This window comes from Bradyrhizobium sp. AZCC 2176 (genome assembly GCF_036924645.1).
Taxonomy (GTDB): domain Bacteria; phylum Pseudomonadota; class Alphaproteobacteria; order Rhizobiales; family Xanthobacteraceae; genus Bradyrhizobium.
The window spans coordinates 1438636-1456868 of record NZ_JAZHRX010000001.1; the positions used below are offsets into that span (position 1 = coordinate 1438636).

Annotated in this window: 15 protein-coding genes, 1 other RNA gene and 1 pseudogene; 11 read left to right on the plus strand and 6 right to left on the minus strand. The window is 64.3% G+C overall.

From position 1 onward, the window contains the following. Window positions 1-4: 4 nt before the first annotated feature. Window positions 5-751, minus strand: coding sequence for a YebC/PmpR family DNA-binding transcriptional regulator (locus V1288_RS06505; RefSeq protein ID WP_334356283.1), 747 nt, complete (start codon window positions 749-751; stop codon window positions 5-7). A gap of 200 nt (window positions 752-951) precedes the next feature. Here V1288_RS06505 and V1288_RS06510 point away from each other — a divergent pair, with 200 nt between their 5' ends. The 4 genes from V1288_RS06510 (at window position 952) to V1288_RS06525 (ending at window position 6702) form a co-directional block, all read left to right on the plus strand. Continuing rightward, window positions 952-2715: a methyl-accepting chemotaxis protein gene (locus tag V1288_RS06510; protein WP_334356284.1), complete on the plus strand. Its 1764-nt coding sequence runs from the start codon at window positions 952-954 to the stop codon at window positions 2713-2715. 245 nt (window positions 2716-2960) lie between these two features. Further along, a complete protein-coding gene (locus tag V1288_RS06515) occupies window positions 2961-3476 on the plus strand; it encodes a (2Fe-2S)-binding protein (RefSeq protein WP_334356285.1) in 516 nt (171 codons plus the stop codon). Beyond that, window positions 3473-4489 carry an FAD binding domain-containing protein gene (locus V1288_RS06520; RefSeq protein WP_334356286.1) on the plus strand — a complete coding sequence of 339 codons (1017 nt, stop codon included), beginning with the start codon at window positions 3473-3475 and terminating at the stop codon, window positions 4487-4489. The genes V1288_RS06515 and V1288_RS06520 overlap by 4 nt, the downstream gene beginning before the upstream one ends. A 5-nt stretch (window positions 4490-4494) precedes the next feature. After that, complete coding sequence (locus V1288_RS06525) at window positions 4495-6702, plus strand: xanthine dehydrogenase family protein molybdopterin-binding subunit (RefSeq protein ID WP_334356287.1); 2208 nt, start codon at window positions 4495-4497, stop codon at window positions 6700-6702. 9 nt (window positions 6703-6711) lie between these two features. On the opposite strand, the gene V1288_RS06530 is transcribed toward V1288_RS06525, so the two are convergent. The 5 genes and pseudogenes from V1288_RS06530 to V1288_RS06550 form a co-directional block, all read right to left on the minus strand. Then, window positions 6712-7533, minus strand: coding sequence for a TIGR00282 family metallophosphoesterase (locus V1288_RS06530; protein WP_334356288.1), 822 nt, complete (start codon window positions 7531-7533; stop codon window positions 6712-6714). Further along, window positions 7514-8112: pseudogene (locus V1288_RS06535) on the minus strand (5-formyltetrahydrofolate cyclo-ligase); the annotation flags it as partial. The gene V1288_RS06530 and the pseudogene V1288_RS06535, both read right to left, overlap by 20 nt. A 204-nt stretch (window positions 8113-8316) precedes the next feature. Next, window positions 8317-8477: non-coding RNA, 6S RNA (ssrS, locus tag V1288_RS06540), on the minus strand. A 54-nt stretch (window positions 8478-8531) separates the two neighbouring features. Beyond that, window positions 8532-8915, minus strand: a complete 384-nt coding sequence (locus tag V1288_RS06545) for a cell division protein ZapA (protein WP_334356290.1) — start codon at window positions 8913-8915, stop codon at window positions 8532-8534. Further along, complete coding sequence (locus V1288_RS06550) at window positions 8912-9232, minus strand: DUF4164 domain-containing protein (protein ID WP_334356291.1); 321 nt, start codon at window positions 9230-9232, stop codon at window positions 8912-8914. Before V1288_RS06550 ends, V1288_RS06545 begins: the two co-directional genes overlap by 4 nt. Window positions 9233-9519: 287 nt before the next feature. On the opposite strand from V1288_RS06550, the gene tkt reads away from it, so the two are divergent. The 7 genes from tkt to V1288_RS06585 all read left to right on the plus strand — a co-directional run bounded on the left by tkt (window position 9520) and on the right by V1288_RS06585 (window position 18215). Further along, window positions 9520-11505, plus strand: coding sequence for a transketolase (gene tkt / locus V1288_RS06555; RefSeq protein WP_334356292.1), 1986 nt, complete (start codon window positions 9520-9522; stop codon window positions 11503-11505). Between the two features lie 139 nt (window positions 11506-11644). Next, window positions 11645-12652 carry a type I glyceraldehyde-3-phosphate dehydrogenase gene (gene gap / locus V1288_RS06560; RefSeq protein WP_334356293.1) on the plus strand — a complete coding sequence of 336 codons (1008 nt, stop codon included), beginning with the start codon at window positions 11645-11647 and terminating at the stop codon, window positions 12650-12652. A gap of 169 nt (window positions 12653-12821) precedes the next feature. Continuing rightward, window positions 12822-14018, plus strand: coding sequence for a phosphoglycerate kinase (locus V1288_RS06565; protein WP_334356294.1), 1197 nt, complete (start codon window positions 12822-12824; stop codon window positions 14016-14018). 52 nt (window positions 14019-14070) lie between these two features. Further along, on the plus strand, window positions 14071-15138 hold the full coding sequence (gene fba, locus V1288_RS06570; protein ID WP_334356295.1) for a class II fructose-bisphosphate aldolase: 1068 nt from the start codon (window positions 14071-14073) through the stop codon (window positions 15136-15138). A gap of 138 nt (window positions 15139-15276) precedes the next feature. Continuing rightward, window positions 15277-16302, plus strand: a complete 1026-nt coding sequence (locus V1288_RS06575) for a class I fructose-bisphosphate aldolase (protein WP_334356296.1) — start codon at window positions 15277-15279, stop codon at window positions 16300-16302. Window positions 16303-16319: 17 nt separating this feature from the next. Continuing rightward, a complete protein-coding gene (locus tag V1288_RS06580) occupies window positions 16320-17030 on the plus strand; it encodes a thiamine phosphate synthase (RefSeq protein ID WP_334356297.1) in 711 nt (236 codons plus the stop codon). Window positions 17031-17039: 9 nt separating this feature from the next. After that, window positions 17040-18215: a tetratricopeptide repeat protein gene (locus V1288_RS06585; protein WP_334356298.1), complete on the plus strand. Its 1176-nt coding sequence runs from the start codon at window positions 17040-17042 to the stop codon at window positions 18213-18215. Window positions 18216-18233 lie beyond the last annotated feature (18 nt).

Genomic DNA, 18233 nt, shown 5'->3' on the forward strand with positions numbered 1-18233 from the left:
CGAATTACCCGCCCATCTTCGCCATCAGCGCGTCGGAAATCTCGAAATTGGCGTAGACGTTCTGGACGTCGTCGTGCTCGTTGAGGAGGTCCATCAGCTTCAGCAGCTTCTCGCCGGTCTCGTCATCGACCGCGATGGTGTTCTGCGGCTTCCAGGTCAGCGCCGCCTTGCGGGCTTCGCCGAACTTCGATTCCAGCGCTTTCGCGACCTCGCGAAAGGTTTCCTGCGATGCGTAGATCTCGTGGCCGGTCTCGCTGGACACGACGTCGTCGGCGCCGGCTTCGATCGCGGCTTCCAGCATGGCGTCGTCGGAGGCTTTGCCGGCGTCATATTCGATGATGCCGGTGCGGTCGAACATGAAAGCGACCGAGCCGGTTTCGCCGAGATTGCCGCCGGACTTGGCGAAGAAGGAACGGATGTCGGAGGCGGCGCGGTTGCGGTTGTCGGTCAGCGCCTCGACGATCACGGCGACGCCGCCGGGGCCGTAGCCCTCGTAGCGGATTTCGTCATAGCTCTCACTTTCACCGCCGGTCGCCTTCTTGATGGCGCGCTCGATATTGTCCTTCGGCATGTTCTCCTGGCGCGCCGCGATCACGGCCGCGCGCAACCGCGGATTCATGGCCGGGTCCGGGGTTCCGAGCTTGGCCGCGACCGTGATTTCACGCGCCAGCTTGCCGAACAGCTTGGACTTCTGGGCATCCTGCTTGCCCTTGCGGTGCATGATGTTCTTGAATTGGGAATGGCCGGCCATGCGAGGTCTCTTGGGATTCGTCCGCGGGGAATGGGATGAAAGCGCGGCCTTATAGGCCGGCAATCGGCTGAAATCAAAGATTTGCAGGCCCTTCAGGTACGCGAATACTGCCGCATGCCGGAATATGAGGCAGTTGTTAACCACGACTTCATGCTCGGATGAGAGGATTTCGCACCCGTCCTCAACTTTTAAGAGACCCCATGGCGTTCGGTTTGTTTGCAAAGCGCGTGGCGGAGCCGGCTGCAGCGGTCGCGGAACCCAAGGTTCCGGCCGCTACCCCCATGGCCGCTAGCACCGAGGACGATTCGGCCAAGGCCATCCTTGAACTGCTCGAACTCGAGCTTGGCGCGATGATCCGCCAGCTCGAGCGTGCGGCCAATTCGGTCGCCGGGGGAGCCGACGCGACCGCCGCGACGCTCTCCACCATCCGCCAGCGCACCAATGCCCTGACCGGCCGCACCAGCGAAGCCCAGGGCACGGCGACGACCTTTTCGTTAGCTGCCGACAAGTTCACCCAGTCGGCGCAGGGCATCGGTTCCCAGGTGCGCGATGCCGGCAAGCTCGCCGATCAGGCCAGCGACGCCGCCCGCGAAGCCAGCACCAATGTCGACCGCCTGCGGGAATCATCGGCGGCGATCGGCAACGTCGTCAACCTGATCGCGCAGATTGCGCGGCAGACCACGCTGCTGGCGCTCAACTCCACCATCGAGGCCGCGCGCGCCGGCGAGGCCGGGCGCGGCTTTGCCGTGGTCGCCACCGAGGTGAAGGCGCTCGCGGTGCAGACCCAGAACGCGACTGAAGAGATCACCAGGAAGATCGAGGCGCTGCAGCGTGACGCCGCGGGCTCGGTCGACGCCGTTCACCGCATCACGCAGGCGATCGAGGCGATCCGCCCGGTGTTTGACAACGTCAACGGCGCGGTTGCCGAACAGAACGCGACCACCGGCGAGATGGCCGACAATGCCGCTTCCGCGTCCAGATTCATCGCCTCGGTCGGCGACAGCGCCACCGAAATCGATCATGCGACCAAGGAAGCCGAGGCCCATGGCGAAAGCGTCGCCAAGGCCGGACGGGCCGTCACCGCGTTCGCGCAGAAGCTCAAGGCGCGTTGCGCGGTGCTGCTGCGGCAAGGAGAAAAAGAAGGCGGGAGCACCGAGCGGCGCGAGCAACAAAAGCTGCCCTGCAGCCTCAAGATCGACATCACGACGCCGCGCGGGGTGATATCGGCGCCGGTCTACGAGATTGCGATGGACGGCATCCTGATCAGCGGGGCTGACGCCGAAAGGCTGGCACAAGGCCAGAGTTTTGATGCGACGCTGCAGGACGTCGGCACCTGCCGCATTCGCATCGGCGAGCGCTCGAAGGCCGGCACGCAGGCCCGGTTCGAGCGGGCGAATGCCGCGCTGACCGAGAAGATCGAAGACAAGATGTGGTCGATCCAGGACGACAATACCGAGGCAGTCACCCGTGCGATGGAAGCCGGCGCGGCGCTAAAGAAGATTTTCGAGAACGGCATCGACAGCGGCGCGATCTCGATCGAGGACATGTTCGACACCAATTATGTCGAGATACCGGGCAGCAATCCGGTCCAGTACCGCACCAAAATCCTGGACTGGGCCGACCGCGCCTTGCCGCCGTTCCAGGAAGCGTTCCTCGCCAAGGACAAGCGGATGGCGTTCTGCGCCATGATCGACACCAACGGCTATTTGCCTGTTCATAACAAGATCTATTCGCATCCGCAGCGGCCGGGCGACGTCACCTGGAACACCGCCAACAGCCGCAACCGCCGCATCTTCAACGATCCGGCCGGGCTTGCCGCCGGGCGCAATCAGCGCGCCTATCTGATCCAGAGCTACGCCCGCGACATGGGCAACGGCAACACCGTGATGATGCGCGAGATCGACGTGCCGATCCGCGTCAAAGGCCGCCACTGGGGCGGCTTCCGCACCGCCTACCGGCTGTAGCCGCGATCACCTGGCGGACACATATCGGCAATCGGTTGCGGGCAACGACGCCGAAGGCTGCCCAGAAAGTGCGCCGTGAAGCGGATGAGCCTATCGCGCTTTCGCTCTGAACCTTCCTTGTTCGAACACGTTATAGGTAGGCTTGAAATCGCGGCTGACGGGGTCCCTCAGCGCGAAAGGTCAAGCAGGCTGGATCATCCTGCGCCCATCATCTCGCGCACCAGCAAAGGCAGGTGGAGATCAACATGGCGCACTCTGGCACAGCAAGGCGGGTAACGCGGACTGCCACGGTGCCGGAGAAGATTCCGATCCGGCTGACCGTCAATGGCAGTCAGATGGAACTCTCGGTCGCGCCGTGGACGACGCTATTGGATGCGTTGCGCGACCATCTCGACGTGACCGGCACCAAGAAGGGCTGCGACCACGGACAATGCGGCGCGTGCACCGTTCTCGTTGACGGACGGCGGATCAATTCCTGCCTGACGCTGGCGGTGATGAAGGAAGGCGCCGAAATAACCACCATCGAGGGCCTTGCGCGCAACGGTGAGCTACATCCGCTGCAGCAAGCCTTCATCGACCACGATGCGTTTCAGTGCGGCTACTGCACTTCGGGACAGATCTGTTCGGCCGCCGGGCTGATCGCCGAAGGCAGGGCAAAAACGGCCGACGAGATTCGCGAACTGATGAGCGGCAACATCTGCCGTTGCGGCGCCTATCCGAACATCGTGGCGGCGATCCTGCAGGCGATGGAGCGATCATGACCCCATTTCAATACGCGCGCGCCAACGACGTCGGCGATGCCATCAAGCAGATCGCCACTGATCCTTCCGCGAGATTCATTGCGGGCGGCACCAATCTGATCGACCTGATCAAATACGACATCGAGGGCCCGACCCGGCTGATCGACATCTCGCATCTCCCGCTCAGGAGCATCGAGCAAACTTCCGCCGGCGGCCTTCTTATCGGGGCAATGGTGCCGAACACCGACCTCGCCTACCATCCGATGATCGAACAGCGTTATCCGCTGCTCGCGCGCGCGATACTATCAGGCGCGTCGCAGCAGTTGCGCAACATGGCCTCGACCGGCGGCAACCTGCTGCAGCGGACGCGCTGCTTCTATTTCTACGACGCGGCGACCCCGTGCAACAAACGCGTGCCGGGCAGCGGCTGCTCGGCGATCGACGGAGTCAACCGCATCAATGCGATCCTCGGCACCAGCGAAGCCTGCATCGCTACCCATCCTTCCGACATGTGCGTGGCGCTCGCAGCGCTCGAAGCCACGGTGCATGTCGCAGGCCCGGCCGGGGCGCGCACCATCGCGTTTGCAGATTTCCATCGGTTGCCCGGCAACACGCCGCAGCGTGACACCAATCTGGAGCCCGATGAGATCATCACCGCCATCGAGCTTCCGCCAAAGGGTTTTAGCGCGAACTATTCCTACCTGAAGATCCGCGATCGTCTGTCCTATGCGTTCGCACTGGTATCGGTCGCAGCCGCGCTCGAACTCGACGGCGACACGATCAAGGAGGCCCGCGTGGCGCTCGGCGGCGTTGCGCACAAGCCATGGCGCAGTTCCGCCGCCGAAGCGGCCCTGCTCGGACAACGCGCCGGCGCGGCCGCATTTGCCCAAGCCGCGGATTGGCTGCTGCACGGCGCCAAAGGCTACGGACACAACAACTTCAAGATTGGCCTTGCGCGGCGCGCCATCATGCGGACGCTCGGTCAGGCCGCGCGCGGCACGCCGCAGTCGTTATCCGACAAGAAAATACGGTGAGCGCCATGGCATCCTATATCGGATCAGCGACATCCCGTGTCGACGGCAGGGCCAAAGTCACCGGCGAAGCCAGATATGCCGGTGAGTTCAACGTCCCTGGCCTCGTCCATGGCTATGTCGTCGAGTCGACCATTGCGAAGGGGCGGATCCTGCGCATCGACACCAGCGCGGCGCTGGGCGTTGACGGCGTGATCGACGTGCTCACCCACCAGAACCGTCCGCCGATGGCCGACAGGGACGACGCCTACAAGGACGAAGTGGCGCCGGAAAAAGGTTCGCCCTATCGTCCCCTCTATGACGACAGGATCCATTTCAGCGGACAGCCGCTCGCGCTGGTGCTGGCCGAGGATTGGGAAACCGCGCGTGTCGCCGCTTCGCTGGTGCGGGTCGAATACCGCAAAGAGTCCCACGTGACCGATTTGCATGCGGACCGCGGCAATGCCTTTGCCATCGACAAGCCGGAGAAGCCGCGCGGCGATGCCGAAAAAGCATTTGCGTCCGCCGCCGTGCGCCACGTGGCCGAATATTTCATTCCGACCGAGCACCACAATCCCATGGAATTGTTCGCCTCGACCGCGATGTGGGACGATGGCCAGCTCACAGTGTACGACAAGACGCAGGGCGTGCAGAACGTGCAGCAATATCTCTGCGGCGTGTTCAAGATGAAGCCTGACGAGGTTCGCGTCATGTCGCCCTATATGGGCGGCGGCTTCGGCGCCGGCCTGCGCCCACAATATCAGGTCGTGCTGGCGGTATTGGGGGCGCGCGCGCTCAAGCGCCCGGTGCGCGTCATGCTGACCCGCGCGCAGATGTATGCGCTCGGCCACCGGCCGGCGACCATCGAACGCCTTGCGCTCGGCGCCAATGGCGGCGGCACGCTCGACGCGATGAGCCATGAGGCCATCGCCGTGACCTCGCAGTTCGAGGAATTCGCGCGCAACGATACCGGCTGGGGCAATCTGCTTTACAAAAGTCCCAATGCGAAGTTCGAGCACAAGCTTATCAAGCTCGACGTGCCGACTTCCTGCGACATGCGGGCGCCTGGGGCTGCGACCGGCGTCTATGCGCTGGAATGCGCCATGGATGAACTCGCCGTCGCGCTCAAGACCGATCCGGTGCAGTTGCGGCTGCAATGTTATTCCGACCGTGACCAGGGCGGGGATATTCCCTATACCAGCAAGCAATTGCGCGAATGCTACCTGCAGGGCGCGGCGGCATTCGGCTGGGACCAGCGCAAAGCTGAACCGCGCTCAATGCGGGACGGCAGCGAACTGGTCGGTTGGGGCATGGCGTCAGGCGTATGGGAAGCGCTGCAGATGCCGGCCACGGTCCGCATCGTGTTGACAGCCAACGGGCACGCGGAAGTGGCGACCGCGGCATCCGATATCGGCACCGGGACTTACACGATCATGGCGCAGGTCGCGGCCGACATGCTCGGCCTGCCGATCGACAATATCAGCGTCAAACTCGGTGATTCGACGCTGCCGCAATGTCCGCTGGAGGGCGGTTCATGGATCGCGTCCTCGGTGTGCAATGCCATCGCAAATACCGCGCATGCGATTCGCGGCGACCTGCTGAAGTTTGCCAAGGCGATGAAGGATTCGCCGCTGGCGGGCGCCGGCGTGGACGACGTCGCGCTGGTGGACGGCAAGATCGTCAGCAAGCGTGATGCGAGCCGCGCGGTCTCGATCGCAAGCGCCATGCAGTCCGACAATGCCGATCGCATCACGCGCGAGGAAACCAACAAGGTGGCCGAAGACAAGTCTCACGCGCGCAACGTCCACTCCGCGATCTTCGCGGAGGTCAAGGTGGACGAAGAACTCGGCGTTATCCGCGTGACCCGCGTGGTCAATGCGGTGGCTGCCGGCCGCATCCTCAACCTCAAGACCGCCCACAGCCAGGTCATGGGCGGCGTGGTCTGGGGCATCGGCATGGCGCTGCACGAGGAAACGCTGTTCGACCATCGCTTCGGGCGCGTCATGAACGCCAATATTGCCGAATACCACGTGCCCGTGAATGCCGACATACACGACATCAACGTCATCTTCGTCGAGGAGCCGGACGAGATCGTCAACCCGCTCGGCATCAAGGGCCTCGGCGAAATCGGCATTGTCGGTGTAGCGGCGGCGATCGCCAACGCGGTCTATCACGCGACGGGAAAGCGCGTGCGCGACCTGCCGATTACGCTGGACAAGGTGGTTCAGTTTAATTGAGAGACCTTCTCAGACCCAAAACCTCGGTACGGCCGGCTCCAGCCTTCCACCAATCCGTACCGGCGCGACGCGCAGCGCGAGACCGGTGGCGTCATCGGTCTCGACCGCAACGCCGCTGAGCGTCGCAATGCCAGCCGCCGGTTCGAAGCGGCCCGACGGAATGCCGGTCGTGAAGCGGCGCAGCGGCTCTTCCTTTTGCATGCCGATGATGGAATCATAGTCGCCGGTCATGCCGGCATCGGTCATGTAGGCGGTGCCGCCGATGAGGATCTGATGATCGGCGGTCGGCACATGGGTGTGGGTCCCGACGACGAGGCTGGCGCGGCCGTCGCAGAAGAAGCCGATGCCTTGTTTCTCGCTCGACGCCTCGCCGTGGAAATCGACCACGATCGCATCCGCCGCCTCGCGCAGCGGACAGGCATCGAGTTCGCGGTTGAGCACGGCGAAGGGGTCGTCGAACGGCGTCATGAAGACGCGGCCGATGGCGTTGACGACAAGCGCGCGCTTGCCGTTCTTGGTATCGACCAGCGCAGCGCCTCGGCCCGGCGTACCCTTCGGAAAATTGGCGGGGCGGACCAGCTTCGGCGCGCGCTCGATGAACACCAGCGCCTCGCGCTGGTCCCAGGCGTGATTGCCGAGCGTGATGGCATCTGCACCCGCATCGAGGAATTCCTGATAGATCACCTCGGTGATGCCAAAACCGCCGGCGGAATTCTCGCCATTGACGACGACGAGATCGAGAGCCCAGTCACGGACCATGCCGGGCAGATATTCCGCGATCGCGGTGCGGCCTGCCCGGCCGACCACGTCGCCCACGAAAAGAATACGCAAAGTTCAGCTCCGGAAATCGAACACTTTCTTTTCCGTTAGCACATAATCCAGCGCCACGTCGTGCGGCAGCGCGGGAACGGCTTTTATTTCCTGCAGCGAGAAGGCGCTGCCGACGGCCGTGATGGCCTTCACTTTACGCAAATGGGCGAGCGTGAAGTCGTAATGGCCGGCGCCATAACCGATGCGGTGGCCCTCGCGGTCGAACGCCGCCAGCGGGATCAACATGACATCGGGAATGAGTTCTTCCGCCGCCGGCGACGGCTCGAGGATACCTAGCGGCCCCATCATCAGCCGGTCGTCGGGCGACCAGGCGCGGAACGCCAGCGATTTTCCGCGCGACAGAACCGCCGGCAGTGCCAGCTTCGCACCCTGCTCGGCGAGCTTGCGCATCAACGGCGCCGGATCGATCTCGCTGCGGATCGGCGAATAGCCTGACACCACCATGCCCGGCGGAATCGAAAACGGCAGGCCGCGCTGTGCCATGGCCTGCGCCGCGGCGGCGCGCTGTTCGTCGCTCAACGCGTCGCGCCTGGCCAGCGCGGCGGTGCGGAGGTCGGCTTTCGACAGGGTTGCGGTCATGCGGGATCTTGTTCTGCCGTCGTCAGCAAGCACAGGATTTGGACGCAATCGTAGCCCCGGATGGAGCGCAGCGAAATCCGGGGCCGTGTCGCAATCGAACAGCTTGTCCCGGATTGCTCTTCGCTCCATCCGGCTACGCTGGGCACGCCGCGCAGGCGGCAATGCACCGAAGAACTTTGGAAACACCCCACCAACGAATCAAAGTGCGAAGCCGCGAACGCCGTTGAAGCACTCGATCCCGGAGTTCCCTACGAAAGTAGGTGGGCACCATATGTCCGGATCCACGGACCCGGCCAGGGACAGTTCCCTAAAGGATCGATAAGGCCCCGGGGATATATGGCTCCTGACGCACGACGCAGCTTCGCAAGGCACAATGTAGGGGCTACGAACCGAATCCGCCAGCGCTAACGTTCGCCTCTTCACCCGATCGCGACGCCGCTGCCGATGGTGCGGTTCAGCATCTGCGTGGTCTTTTCGATGCGGTCGGCCGCGGCGTTGAGTGCGTTGGCGACCGCGACCTGGGTGGCCTTGGCGCGGTCGGCGGCGGCGACGCGAACGTTGCGCAGGGTTTCGAGTTCGCCCTCCAGCGCGCGGATGCGCGCGTTGGAGTCGAGCAATTCATCGCACACGGTGAGCGCGGCCATCACCGTCAGCCGCGCATCGCCGATTTCGCCGAACTTGCCGCGCAATTCTCCGACCCGCGTTTCAAGGCTCTCGGCGAGCTTTAAGAGCCGCACTTCCTGCCCTTCCTCGCAGGCCATGCGGTACTGCCGGCCATTGATGGTGACGTTGATGTGGCTCATTCATCCTCTCCGGCATCGAGCACCGCGCGGATGGTGCCGATCGCGACATCCAGTTTTTCAGCGATCTCGCGGTTGGTGCGCTCCAGCCGCCGCGTCTTCACCAGCGAGCCGTCGAGCTCGTCGGCGAGCCGCGAGCGATCGGCGCCGAGCGCCTGGATCCGGCTCGCCAGTTCGTTCTCGTCGCGGTCGGCGTCGCGCCGCCGCTCGGCCGCGGCCTCGAGCGCATCGAGCGCCATCATCAGGCGCCGCGTCGCGACCTCGATATCGGCATAGACCGGCTCGGCATTGCCGGCCCCGTTAGCGTTACGATCGCCCATGAGAGACAGCGCGCACCTTCGCGTAGGCCCGCCGCACGGCAGCAAAATCCGCGGTTCGGCAAGCGGTTAGAGCACGAAATTTACGTGGCAAGCGAGGGAAGCGCAACGCCGACGCGAAGCTATGCACTGCTAAGCAACTTTTCGGACCGGAAGCGCGTTTCCCCGCCTTGGACTCCCGGGGATTGTGGTGCTATCCAGCCCCGACTTTCCCTTAAGCCACGCCCGTATTGCGGCCTCGCCCGGTACGTACCCACAACGAAGCACCTCATTTCAGGCGGATTTTCATCATGACGCAAGTCGATCATACCCGTATGGCCAATGCGATTCGCGGGCTTGCCATGGATGCCGTCGAAAAGGCGAAATCCGGCCATCCCGGCTTGCCGATGGGCACCGCCGACATCGCGACCGTGCTGTTCACACAGTTCCTCAAATTCGACGCGACAGCTCCGGCCTGGCCGGACCGCGACCGTTTCGTGCTCTCGGCCGGCCACGGCTCGATGCTGCTCTATGCCTTGCTGTACCTCACCGGCAACAAGGACATGACGCTCGACCAGATCAAGAATTTCCGTCAGCTCGGCTCCAAGACGCCGGGCCATCCGGAGAACTTCGAGACCAGCGGCGTCGAGACTACCACCGGCCCGCTCGGCCAGGGCATCGCCGCATCGGTCGGCATGGCGCTGGCGGAGAAGATGCTGGCCGCCGAGTTCGGCAAGAAGGTGGTCGGGCATCACACGTACGTGCTCGCCTCCGACGGCGACCTGATGGAAGGCGTATCGCAGGAAGCGATCGCGATGGCCGGCCACTGGAAGCTGAACAAGCTGATCGTGCTGTATGACGACAACGGCATTTCGATCGATGGCCCGACCTCGCTCGCCGATTCGGTCGACCAGGTGAAGCGATTCAAGTCCGCGGGCTGGGCGGCCGAGCTGATCGACGGCCAGGATCCGAAGGCGATTGCAGCCGCGATTGCCCGCGCGCAAAAATCCAACAAGCCCTCGCTGATCGCCTGCAAGACCACCATCGGCTACGGCGCGCCGACGCGGGCCGGCACGGCGAAGGCCCATGGCGAGGCGCTCGGCGCCGACGAACTCAAGGGCGCCAAGGAAAAGCTCGGCATCTCGCTCGAAGCCTTCTCGGTGCCTGACGATGTGCTGAAGGCGTGGCGTGCCGCAGGCAGCCGTGGCGCTGCCGCGCGCCAGGAGTGGGAAAGCCTTTTCGCCGAACTCGGCCCCCGCAAGCGCGCCGAGTTCGAGCGGCGGATGCGGCACGAACGGCCCGCCGCGCTTTCGAAGGCGCTGCGCGCCCACAAGAAGGCGCTGCTGGAATCGCCGCAGAATGTGGCCACGCGGAAATCGTCCGAATCCGCCATCGAGGCGATCGCGGCAGCGATGCCGATGGAATTCCTCGCCGGCTCCGCCGACCTCACCGGCTCCAACAACAACAAGGCCAAATCAGCAGTGGCGTTCTCGGCCAAGACGCCGAAGGGCCGCTTCATCCATTACGGCATCCGCGAGCACGGCATGGCGGCGGCCATGAACGGCATCTTCCTGCATGGCGGTTTTGCGCCGAACGGCGCGACGTTCCTGGTGTTCACCGACTACGCGCGGCCGGCGATGCGGCTCGCCGCGCTGATGGGCGCCGGCGTCGTCTATGTGATGACCCATGATTCGATCGGGCTTGGCGAAGACGGCCCGACACACCAGCCGGTCGAACATCTCGCGGCGCTGCGCGCGATTCCCAACATGCGCGTGTTTCGGCCCTGCGACGCCGTCGAGGTAGCCGAATGCTGGGAACTGGCGCTCAATCGGATCGACGGTCCGACGGTGCTGGCACTGACCCGCCAGAACCTGCCGCAACTCCGCACCTCAGCCCCGAACGACAATCCGTGCGCGCATGGCGCCTATGAGCTGGTCGCGGCACAGGGCGACGCCAAAGTATCGCTGTTCGCCTCGGGCTCGGAGGTCGAGGTCGCGGTGGCGGCCCAGAAGCAACTGGCGGAACGCGGCATCGCGTCGCGGGTGGTCTCGGTGCCCTCGCTCGAACTGCTGCTGGACCAACCGGCGGACCGGCAGAAGGCGATCATCGGCAATGCGCCGATCAGACTGGCCATCGAGGCCGGGGTACGCTGGGGCTGGGACGCCGTGATCGGCCAGGACGGTGAATTCATCGGGATGCACGGTTTCGGTGCCAGCGCGCCGGCCAAGGACCTTTTCAAGCACTTCGGAATTACCGCCGAGGCTGCGGTTAACGCTGTGCTGAAGCGGTTGGGGTGACGGTTGAGGTTCGGGGAAAAAAGGACTACCTAGACCCCATCTTGACCGTTCCCGCCCGGCCGAACCGGGCGTTCCGCCGTAAGCACCTCCGTGGAACGTCTCCGCGGGGCCGGCACCGGCTATTAGAGGAGAAACGAGCATGGCAATCCGCGTCGGGATCAACGGATTTGGCCGCATCGGCCGCAATATCTTGCGCGCCATCGCCGAATCCGGCCGCAACGATATCGAGGTGGTCGGGATCAACGATCTCGGCCCGGTCGAGACCAATGCCCACCTGCTGCGCTTCGATTCCGTGCATGGCCGCTTCCCCGGCACGGTGACCGTCGATGGCGACTCACTCAGCCTCGGCAATGGCAAGATCAAGGTCTCCGCCGAGCGCGATCCCTCCAAGCTGCCCTGGAAGGCCCTCGGCGTCGATATCGCGCTGGAATGCACCGGCATCTTCACCGCCAAGGACAAGGCTTCCGCGCATCTGACCGCCGGCGCCAAGCGCGTGCTGGTCTCGGCGCCCGCCGACAACGCCGACGCCACCATCGTGTTCGGCGTCAACCATGACACCCTGACCAAGGATCACCTGATCGTTTCCAACGGCTCCTGCACCACCAACTGCCTCGCGCCCGTTGCCAAGGTGCTGAATGACACGGTGGGCATCGAGACCGGCTTCATGACCACGATCCACGCCTATACCGGCGACCAGCCCACCCTCGACACGCTGCACAAGGATCTCTACCGCGGCCGCGCGGCGGCGATGTCGATGATCCCGACCTCCACGGGTGCTGCCAAGGCGATCGGCCTCGTGCTGCCGGAACTAAAGGGCAAGCTCGACGGCGTCGCGATCCGCGTGCCGACCCCGAACGTCTCGGTCGTCGATCTCAAGATCGTCGCCAAGCGCGAGACCGACGTCAAGGAAATCAACGCGGCGATGAAGCGCGCCTCCGAGCAGCAGCTCAAGGGCATCCTCGGCTACACCACAGCGCCCAACGTCTCGATCGACTTCAACCACGATCCGCACTCGTCGACGTTCCACGAGGACCAGACCAAGGTGCAGAACGGCACGCTGGTGCGCGTGATGTCCTGGTACGACAATGAATGGGGTTTCTCCAACCGCATGGCCGACACCGCCGTCGCGATGGGGAAGCTGCTGTAAGTCATTTTTCGGAATGCCGTGCCGGGCATTCTTGTCTTGTTGAACCGTCATTCCGGGATGGTCCGAAGGACCAGACCCGGAATCTCGAGATTCCCCGATGTGCAATCGCACATCGTAGTTCGATGCTTCGCATCGCCCCGGAATGACCGCCGAGAGTCCGAGTCCGCCAATGCCGAAAACATTCCGCACCCTCGATGACGTCGACGTAAAGGGCAAGCGCGTGCTGCTGCGCGTTGACCTCAACGTGCCGATGGAGAACGGCCGCGTTTCCGACGCGACACGGCTCGAGCGTGTCGTACCGACCATCAGCGAAATTTCCGACAAGGGCGGCAAGGTCGTCCTGCTCGCCCATTTCGGAAGGCCGAAGGGACGCGACGACAAGGATTCGCTCAAACCCGTCGCGGCGGCGCTCGGGCGGGTCATCAAGAAACCGGTCGCCTTCGCCGAGGACTGCATCGGGGAAGCCGCGGCCAAGGCCGTGGCTGCGATGAAGGACGGCGACATTCTCTGCCTGGAGAACACCCGCTTCCATAAAGAGGAAGAGAAGAACGATCCGGCGTTTGTAGCCGAACTGGCCAAGCTCGGCGACATCTGGGTCAACGACGCCTTCTCGGCCGCGCACCGCGCGCATGCCTCGACCGAAGGCCTCGGCCACAAGCTGCCCGCCTATGCCGGCCGCACCATGCAGGCCGAGCTCGACGCGCTTGGCAAGGCGCTGGAAGCACCGACCAAGCCTGTGATCGCGATCATCGGTGGTGCCAAGGTATCGACCAAGATCGATCTTTTGGAAAACCTCGTGACAAAAGTCGACGCGCTGGTCATCGGCGGCGGCATGGCCAACACCTTCCTGCAGGCGCAGGGCGTCGGCGTCGGCAAGTCGCTGGCGGAGAAGGATCTCGCGGCGACCGCGCTGCGCATCATCGAAAAGGCCAGTGCCGCGAACTGCGCCATCATCCTGCCGGTCGACGCCGTGGTCGCCTATCACTTTGCCGCCAACTCGCCGTCGCATGCCTATGGGCTCGACGCCATTCCACCCGACGGCATGATCCTCGACGTCGGGCCGCAATCGACCGCGCGGATTCACGCCGCGATCGACGACGCCAAGACGCTGGTCTGGAACGGCCCGCTCGGCGCGTTCGAATTGACGCCGTTCGACCGTGGCACCATGGTGGCGGCGAGGCATGCGGCAGAGCGGACCAAGGCGAAGAAACTGATCTCTGTCGCCGGCGGCGGCGACACCGTCGCCGCGCTGAACCAAGCCGGCGTATCAGGCGATTTTTCCTATGTGTCGACTGCGGGCGGCGCGTTTCTCGAATGGATGGAAGGCAAACCGCTGCCCGGCGTGGAAGTTCTGAAACTGCGTTAGACGACGACTTAATGGAGCGCCAAAGGCGCGCGGCAAATACAGGAGAATTTGAATGGCTCGCATTACCTTGCGCCAACTGCTCGATCATGCGGCAGAGCACGATTACGGGGTGCCGGCGTTCAACATCAACAACATGGAGCAGGCGCTGGCCATCATGGAGGCCGCCTCCTCGCTCGACGCCCCCGTCATCATCCAGGCCTCTCGCGGCGCGCGCTCCTATGCCAATGACGTCATGCTCAGGCACATGATGGACGCCGTCACCGAAATCTATCCCCAGATCCCGGTCTGCGTGCATCTCGACCACGGCAACGAACCTGCCACCTGCATGACCGCGATCCAGGCCGGCTTCACCTCCGTGATGATGGACGGCTCGCTGAAGGCCGACGGCAAGACCCCCGGCGACTGGGATTACAATGTCGGCGTGACCAAGACCGTCACCGACATGGCCCATCTCGGCGGCATCTCCGTGGAAGGCGAGCTCGGCGTGCTCGGTTCGCTCGAGACCGGCATGGGCGACAAGGAAGACGGGCATGGCGCCGAAGGAAAACTCTCTCACGACCAACTGCTGACCAATCCTGACGAAGCCGTGAAGTTCGTGAAAGAGACAAAAGTCGACGCGCTGGCGATCGCAATGGGCACCTCGCACGGCGCCTACAAGTTCACGCGCAAGCCGGACGGCGACATCCTCGCCATGAACGTGATCGAGGAGATCCACCGCAAGCTGCCGAACACGCATCTGGTGATGCACGGCTCGTCCTCGGTGCCGCAGGACCTGCAGGAGATCATCAACGCCAATGGCGGCAAGATGAAGCCGACCTGGGGCGTGCCGGTGTCCGAAATTCAGCGCGGCATCAAGAACGGCGTGCGCAAGATCAACATCGACACCGACAACCGCATGGCGATGACCGGGCAGATCCGCAAAGTCTTCAAAGACAATCCGGAAGAGTTCGATCCGCGCAAATACCTCAAGCCCGCGATGGAAGCGATGGCCAAGCTGTGCAAGCAGCGGCTGCAGGAATTCAATACCGCAGGCCAGGCCAGCAAGATCAAGAAGGTGCTGACGACGGCCGAAATGGCCAGGCGCTATACCAGGGGTGAACTGGACCCCAAGGTCGCCTGACAAGGTCGCCTGACAAAGATCGCCTGAGCAGGCCGCCGCCTCGCAAACACCCCCGGTGCGACGAACGTTTTCTAGGCAATTGCCCGAGAACCGCCTATTTTGGTGCGCAAGGGCATGATGTTTTCGGAGAACGTTCCCATGAATCTTGCTGACCTCAATAAGGTTGCCCTCGCCATGGTCACCCCGGGCAAGGGCATTCTCGCCGCCGACGAATCCTCGGGCACGATCAAGAAGCGTTTTGACGCCATCAAGGTCGAATCGACCGAGGAGAACCGCCGCGACTATCGCGAGATGCTGTTCCGTTCCACCGAGGCGATGAGCAAGTACGTCTCGGGGGTGATCCTTTACGACGAGACGATCTGGCAGAACGCCAAGGACGGCACGCCGCTGGTCAAGCTGATCGAGCAGTCCGGCGCGATCCCCGGCATCAAGGTCGATGAGGGGACGCAGGCGCTGCCGCAGTGTCCGGGCGAACTGGTCACCATCGGCCTCGACAAGCTCGCCGAGCGCCTGAAGAAATATTACGAACGCGGCGCGCGCTTTGCGAAGTGGCGCGCGGTGATCGACATTGGCGCGGGAATTCCATCGATGACCGCGATCAACGTCAACGCGCATGCGTTGGCGCGCTATGCGGCGTTGTGCCAGGCCGCGCAGATCGTTCCCATTGTGGAGCCGGAAGTGCTGATGGACGGCGATCACGACATCGACCGCTGCTATGACGTGACCCAGCGTGTGCTGAACAAGACGTTCCAGGAATTGCGGGTCCAGCGCGTCGAACTCGAAGGCATGGTACTGAAACCCAATATGGCTATTTCAGGCAAGAAGTGCGCGAAGCAGGCTCCCATCGAGGAAGTCGCCGAAAAAACCGTGCGGCTGTTGAAGGCGTGTGTTCCCGCCGCTGTCCCCGGCATCGCCTTCCTTTCCGGCGGGCAATCCGACGAGGAGGCGACCGCGCATCTGAACGCCATGAACCGGATCAGCGGCCTGCCCTGGAAGCTGACATTCTCTTATGGCCGCGCGCTGCAGGCGGCGCCGCAAAAGGCATGGTCGGGTAAGGCCGAGAATATCGCTGCGGGCCAGCGCGCCTTCACGCACCGTGCGCGGATGAACGCGCTGGCAAGCAAGGGCGAGTGGGACACCGGCCTGGAAAAGAAGGTCGCCTAGACTTGGCCAATAAACACTTGGCCAATAAACCCGTTCCGCCGCGCCCGGCGCCGCGCCTCTATCTTGCGACGCCCGAGGTGGACGATCCGTCGCAGCTCGCAAGCCAGCTTCCGGAGCTATTGGCCGCGGCCGATGTCGCGGCGGTGCTGCTGCGGCTGAAGCCGACCGACCAGCGCACCATGATTTCGCGCGTGAAAGCGCTGGCGCCCGCAATCCAGAACGCCGGCGCGGCGCTGCTGCTCGACGGCCACGTCGAACTGGTGGCGCGCGCGGGCGCCGATGGCGCGCATCTGAACGGCCTCGCCGCGCTGGAAGATGCCGTGCCGTCGTTGAAGCCGGACCGCATTGCCGGCGTCGGCGGCCTTGCCACGCGGCACGATTCGATGGCCGCGGGTGAGCTCGGCGCCGATTACGTGCTGTTCGGCGAACCCGACGCCAACGGCCAACGGCCCTCGGTTGAAGCGATTGCCGAGCGCCTGCAGTGGTGGGATGAACTGTTCGAACCGCCTTGCATCGGCTTTGCCGCCTCGCGCGAGGAGGCTGCCGAATTCGCGGCCGCCGGCGCAGATTTCGTTCTGGTCGGCGATTTCATCTGGACTGATCCGCGCGGCGCAAAGGCGGCGCTGATCGATGCCGGACAGGCGCTCGCGCAAGCGCACCAGGCAGCGTTCGGAAAAGCCAAGGCTGGTACTGATAAGGCTGGCACGGATAAGGCGGGGCACGGATAACGCCGGACAATGAAACTCCTGCGTCCCATATCGCTGCTTGCGAGCCTCCTGATGACGATGACCGGCGCCACCGCGCAGATCTCGCTGACGCCGCCGGCCGCGCAGCCGCCGGCCGCGAGTCCTCCGGCCGCGAAAAAGGAGGCGCCCAAACCAAAGGCGCCGACGGCAGCGAAAAAGTCCGCTGCGACACCGACACCGACGCCGGCCCCGTCGGCGCCGCCCAAGCCGGTGGTAACGACCAAGCCCGCGGCAACGCCGACACCCTCCCCTTCGCCGACGCCCGCTTTCGAGGATCCGAACGTCGACCTCGTCTACGGCGCCTATCAGCGCGGCCTCTACAAGACGGCCTTCGACCTAGCGACCACGCGCGCGCAATATAACGGCGACGCCAAGGCGATGACGATGCTGGGCGAGCTCTATGCCAACGGGCTCGGCATCAAGCGCAACTATGCGAAGGCCGCCGAGTGGTACCAGCGCGCGGCGGACGCCGGCGACCGCGAGGGCATGTTCGCGCTTGCCATGATGCGGCTGGCGGGCCGCGGCGGCCCCACCAATCGCGAGCAGGCGGTCAAGCTGCTGGCCTCTGCGGCCAAGCTCGGTAACCCCAAGGCGGCCTACAATCTGGCGCTGCTCTATCTCGACGGCAACACGCTGCCGCAGGACGTCCGGCGCGCCGCCGAGCTGCTGCGCGCCGCGGCCGACGCCGGCAACCCGGAAGCGCAATACGCGCTCGCGACCTTCTACAAGGAAGGCACCGGCGTGCCGAAGGACGTCGACAAGGCGGTGCGGCTGCTGCAGGCGGCTTCGCTGGCCGACAATGTCGATGCCGAGGTCGAGTATGCGATTGCGCTGTTCAACGGCACCGGAACGCCGAAGAACCAGGCCGCGGCGGTCGCGCTGTTGCGCAAGGCGGCGAGGCAGAACTCGCCGATCGCGCAGAACCGCCTCGCCCGCGTGCTCGTGAGCGGACTGGGGGTGCCGGTGGACAAGATCGAAGGCCTGAAGTGGCACCTTGTCGCCAAGACCGCCGGCAAGGGCGACCCCGAGCTGGACGAGCGGCTTTCGGAGCTCAGCCCCGAGGATCGCGCCAAGGTTCAGGAGGCGGCGCAGAAATGGACCGGTACCGCCGGCAAATCACGCCTTGACGGCGGCACATCAGCAGGGCACCCAGTCCCTAAGCCCTGACGGCACTGGGCCGTTCCC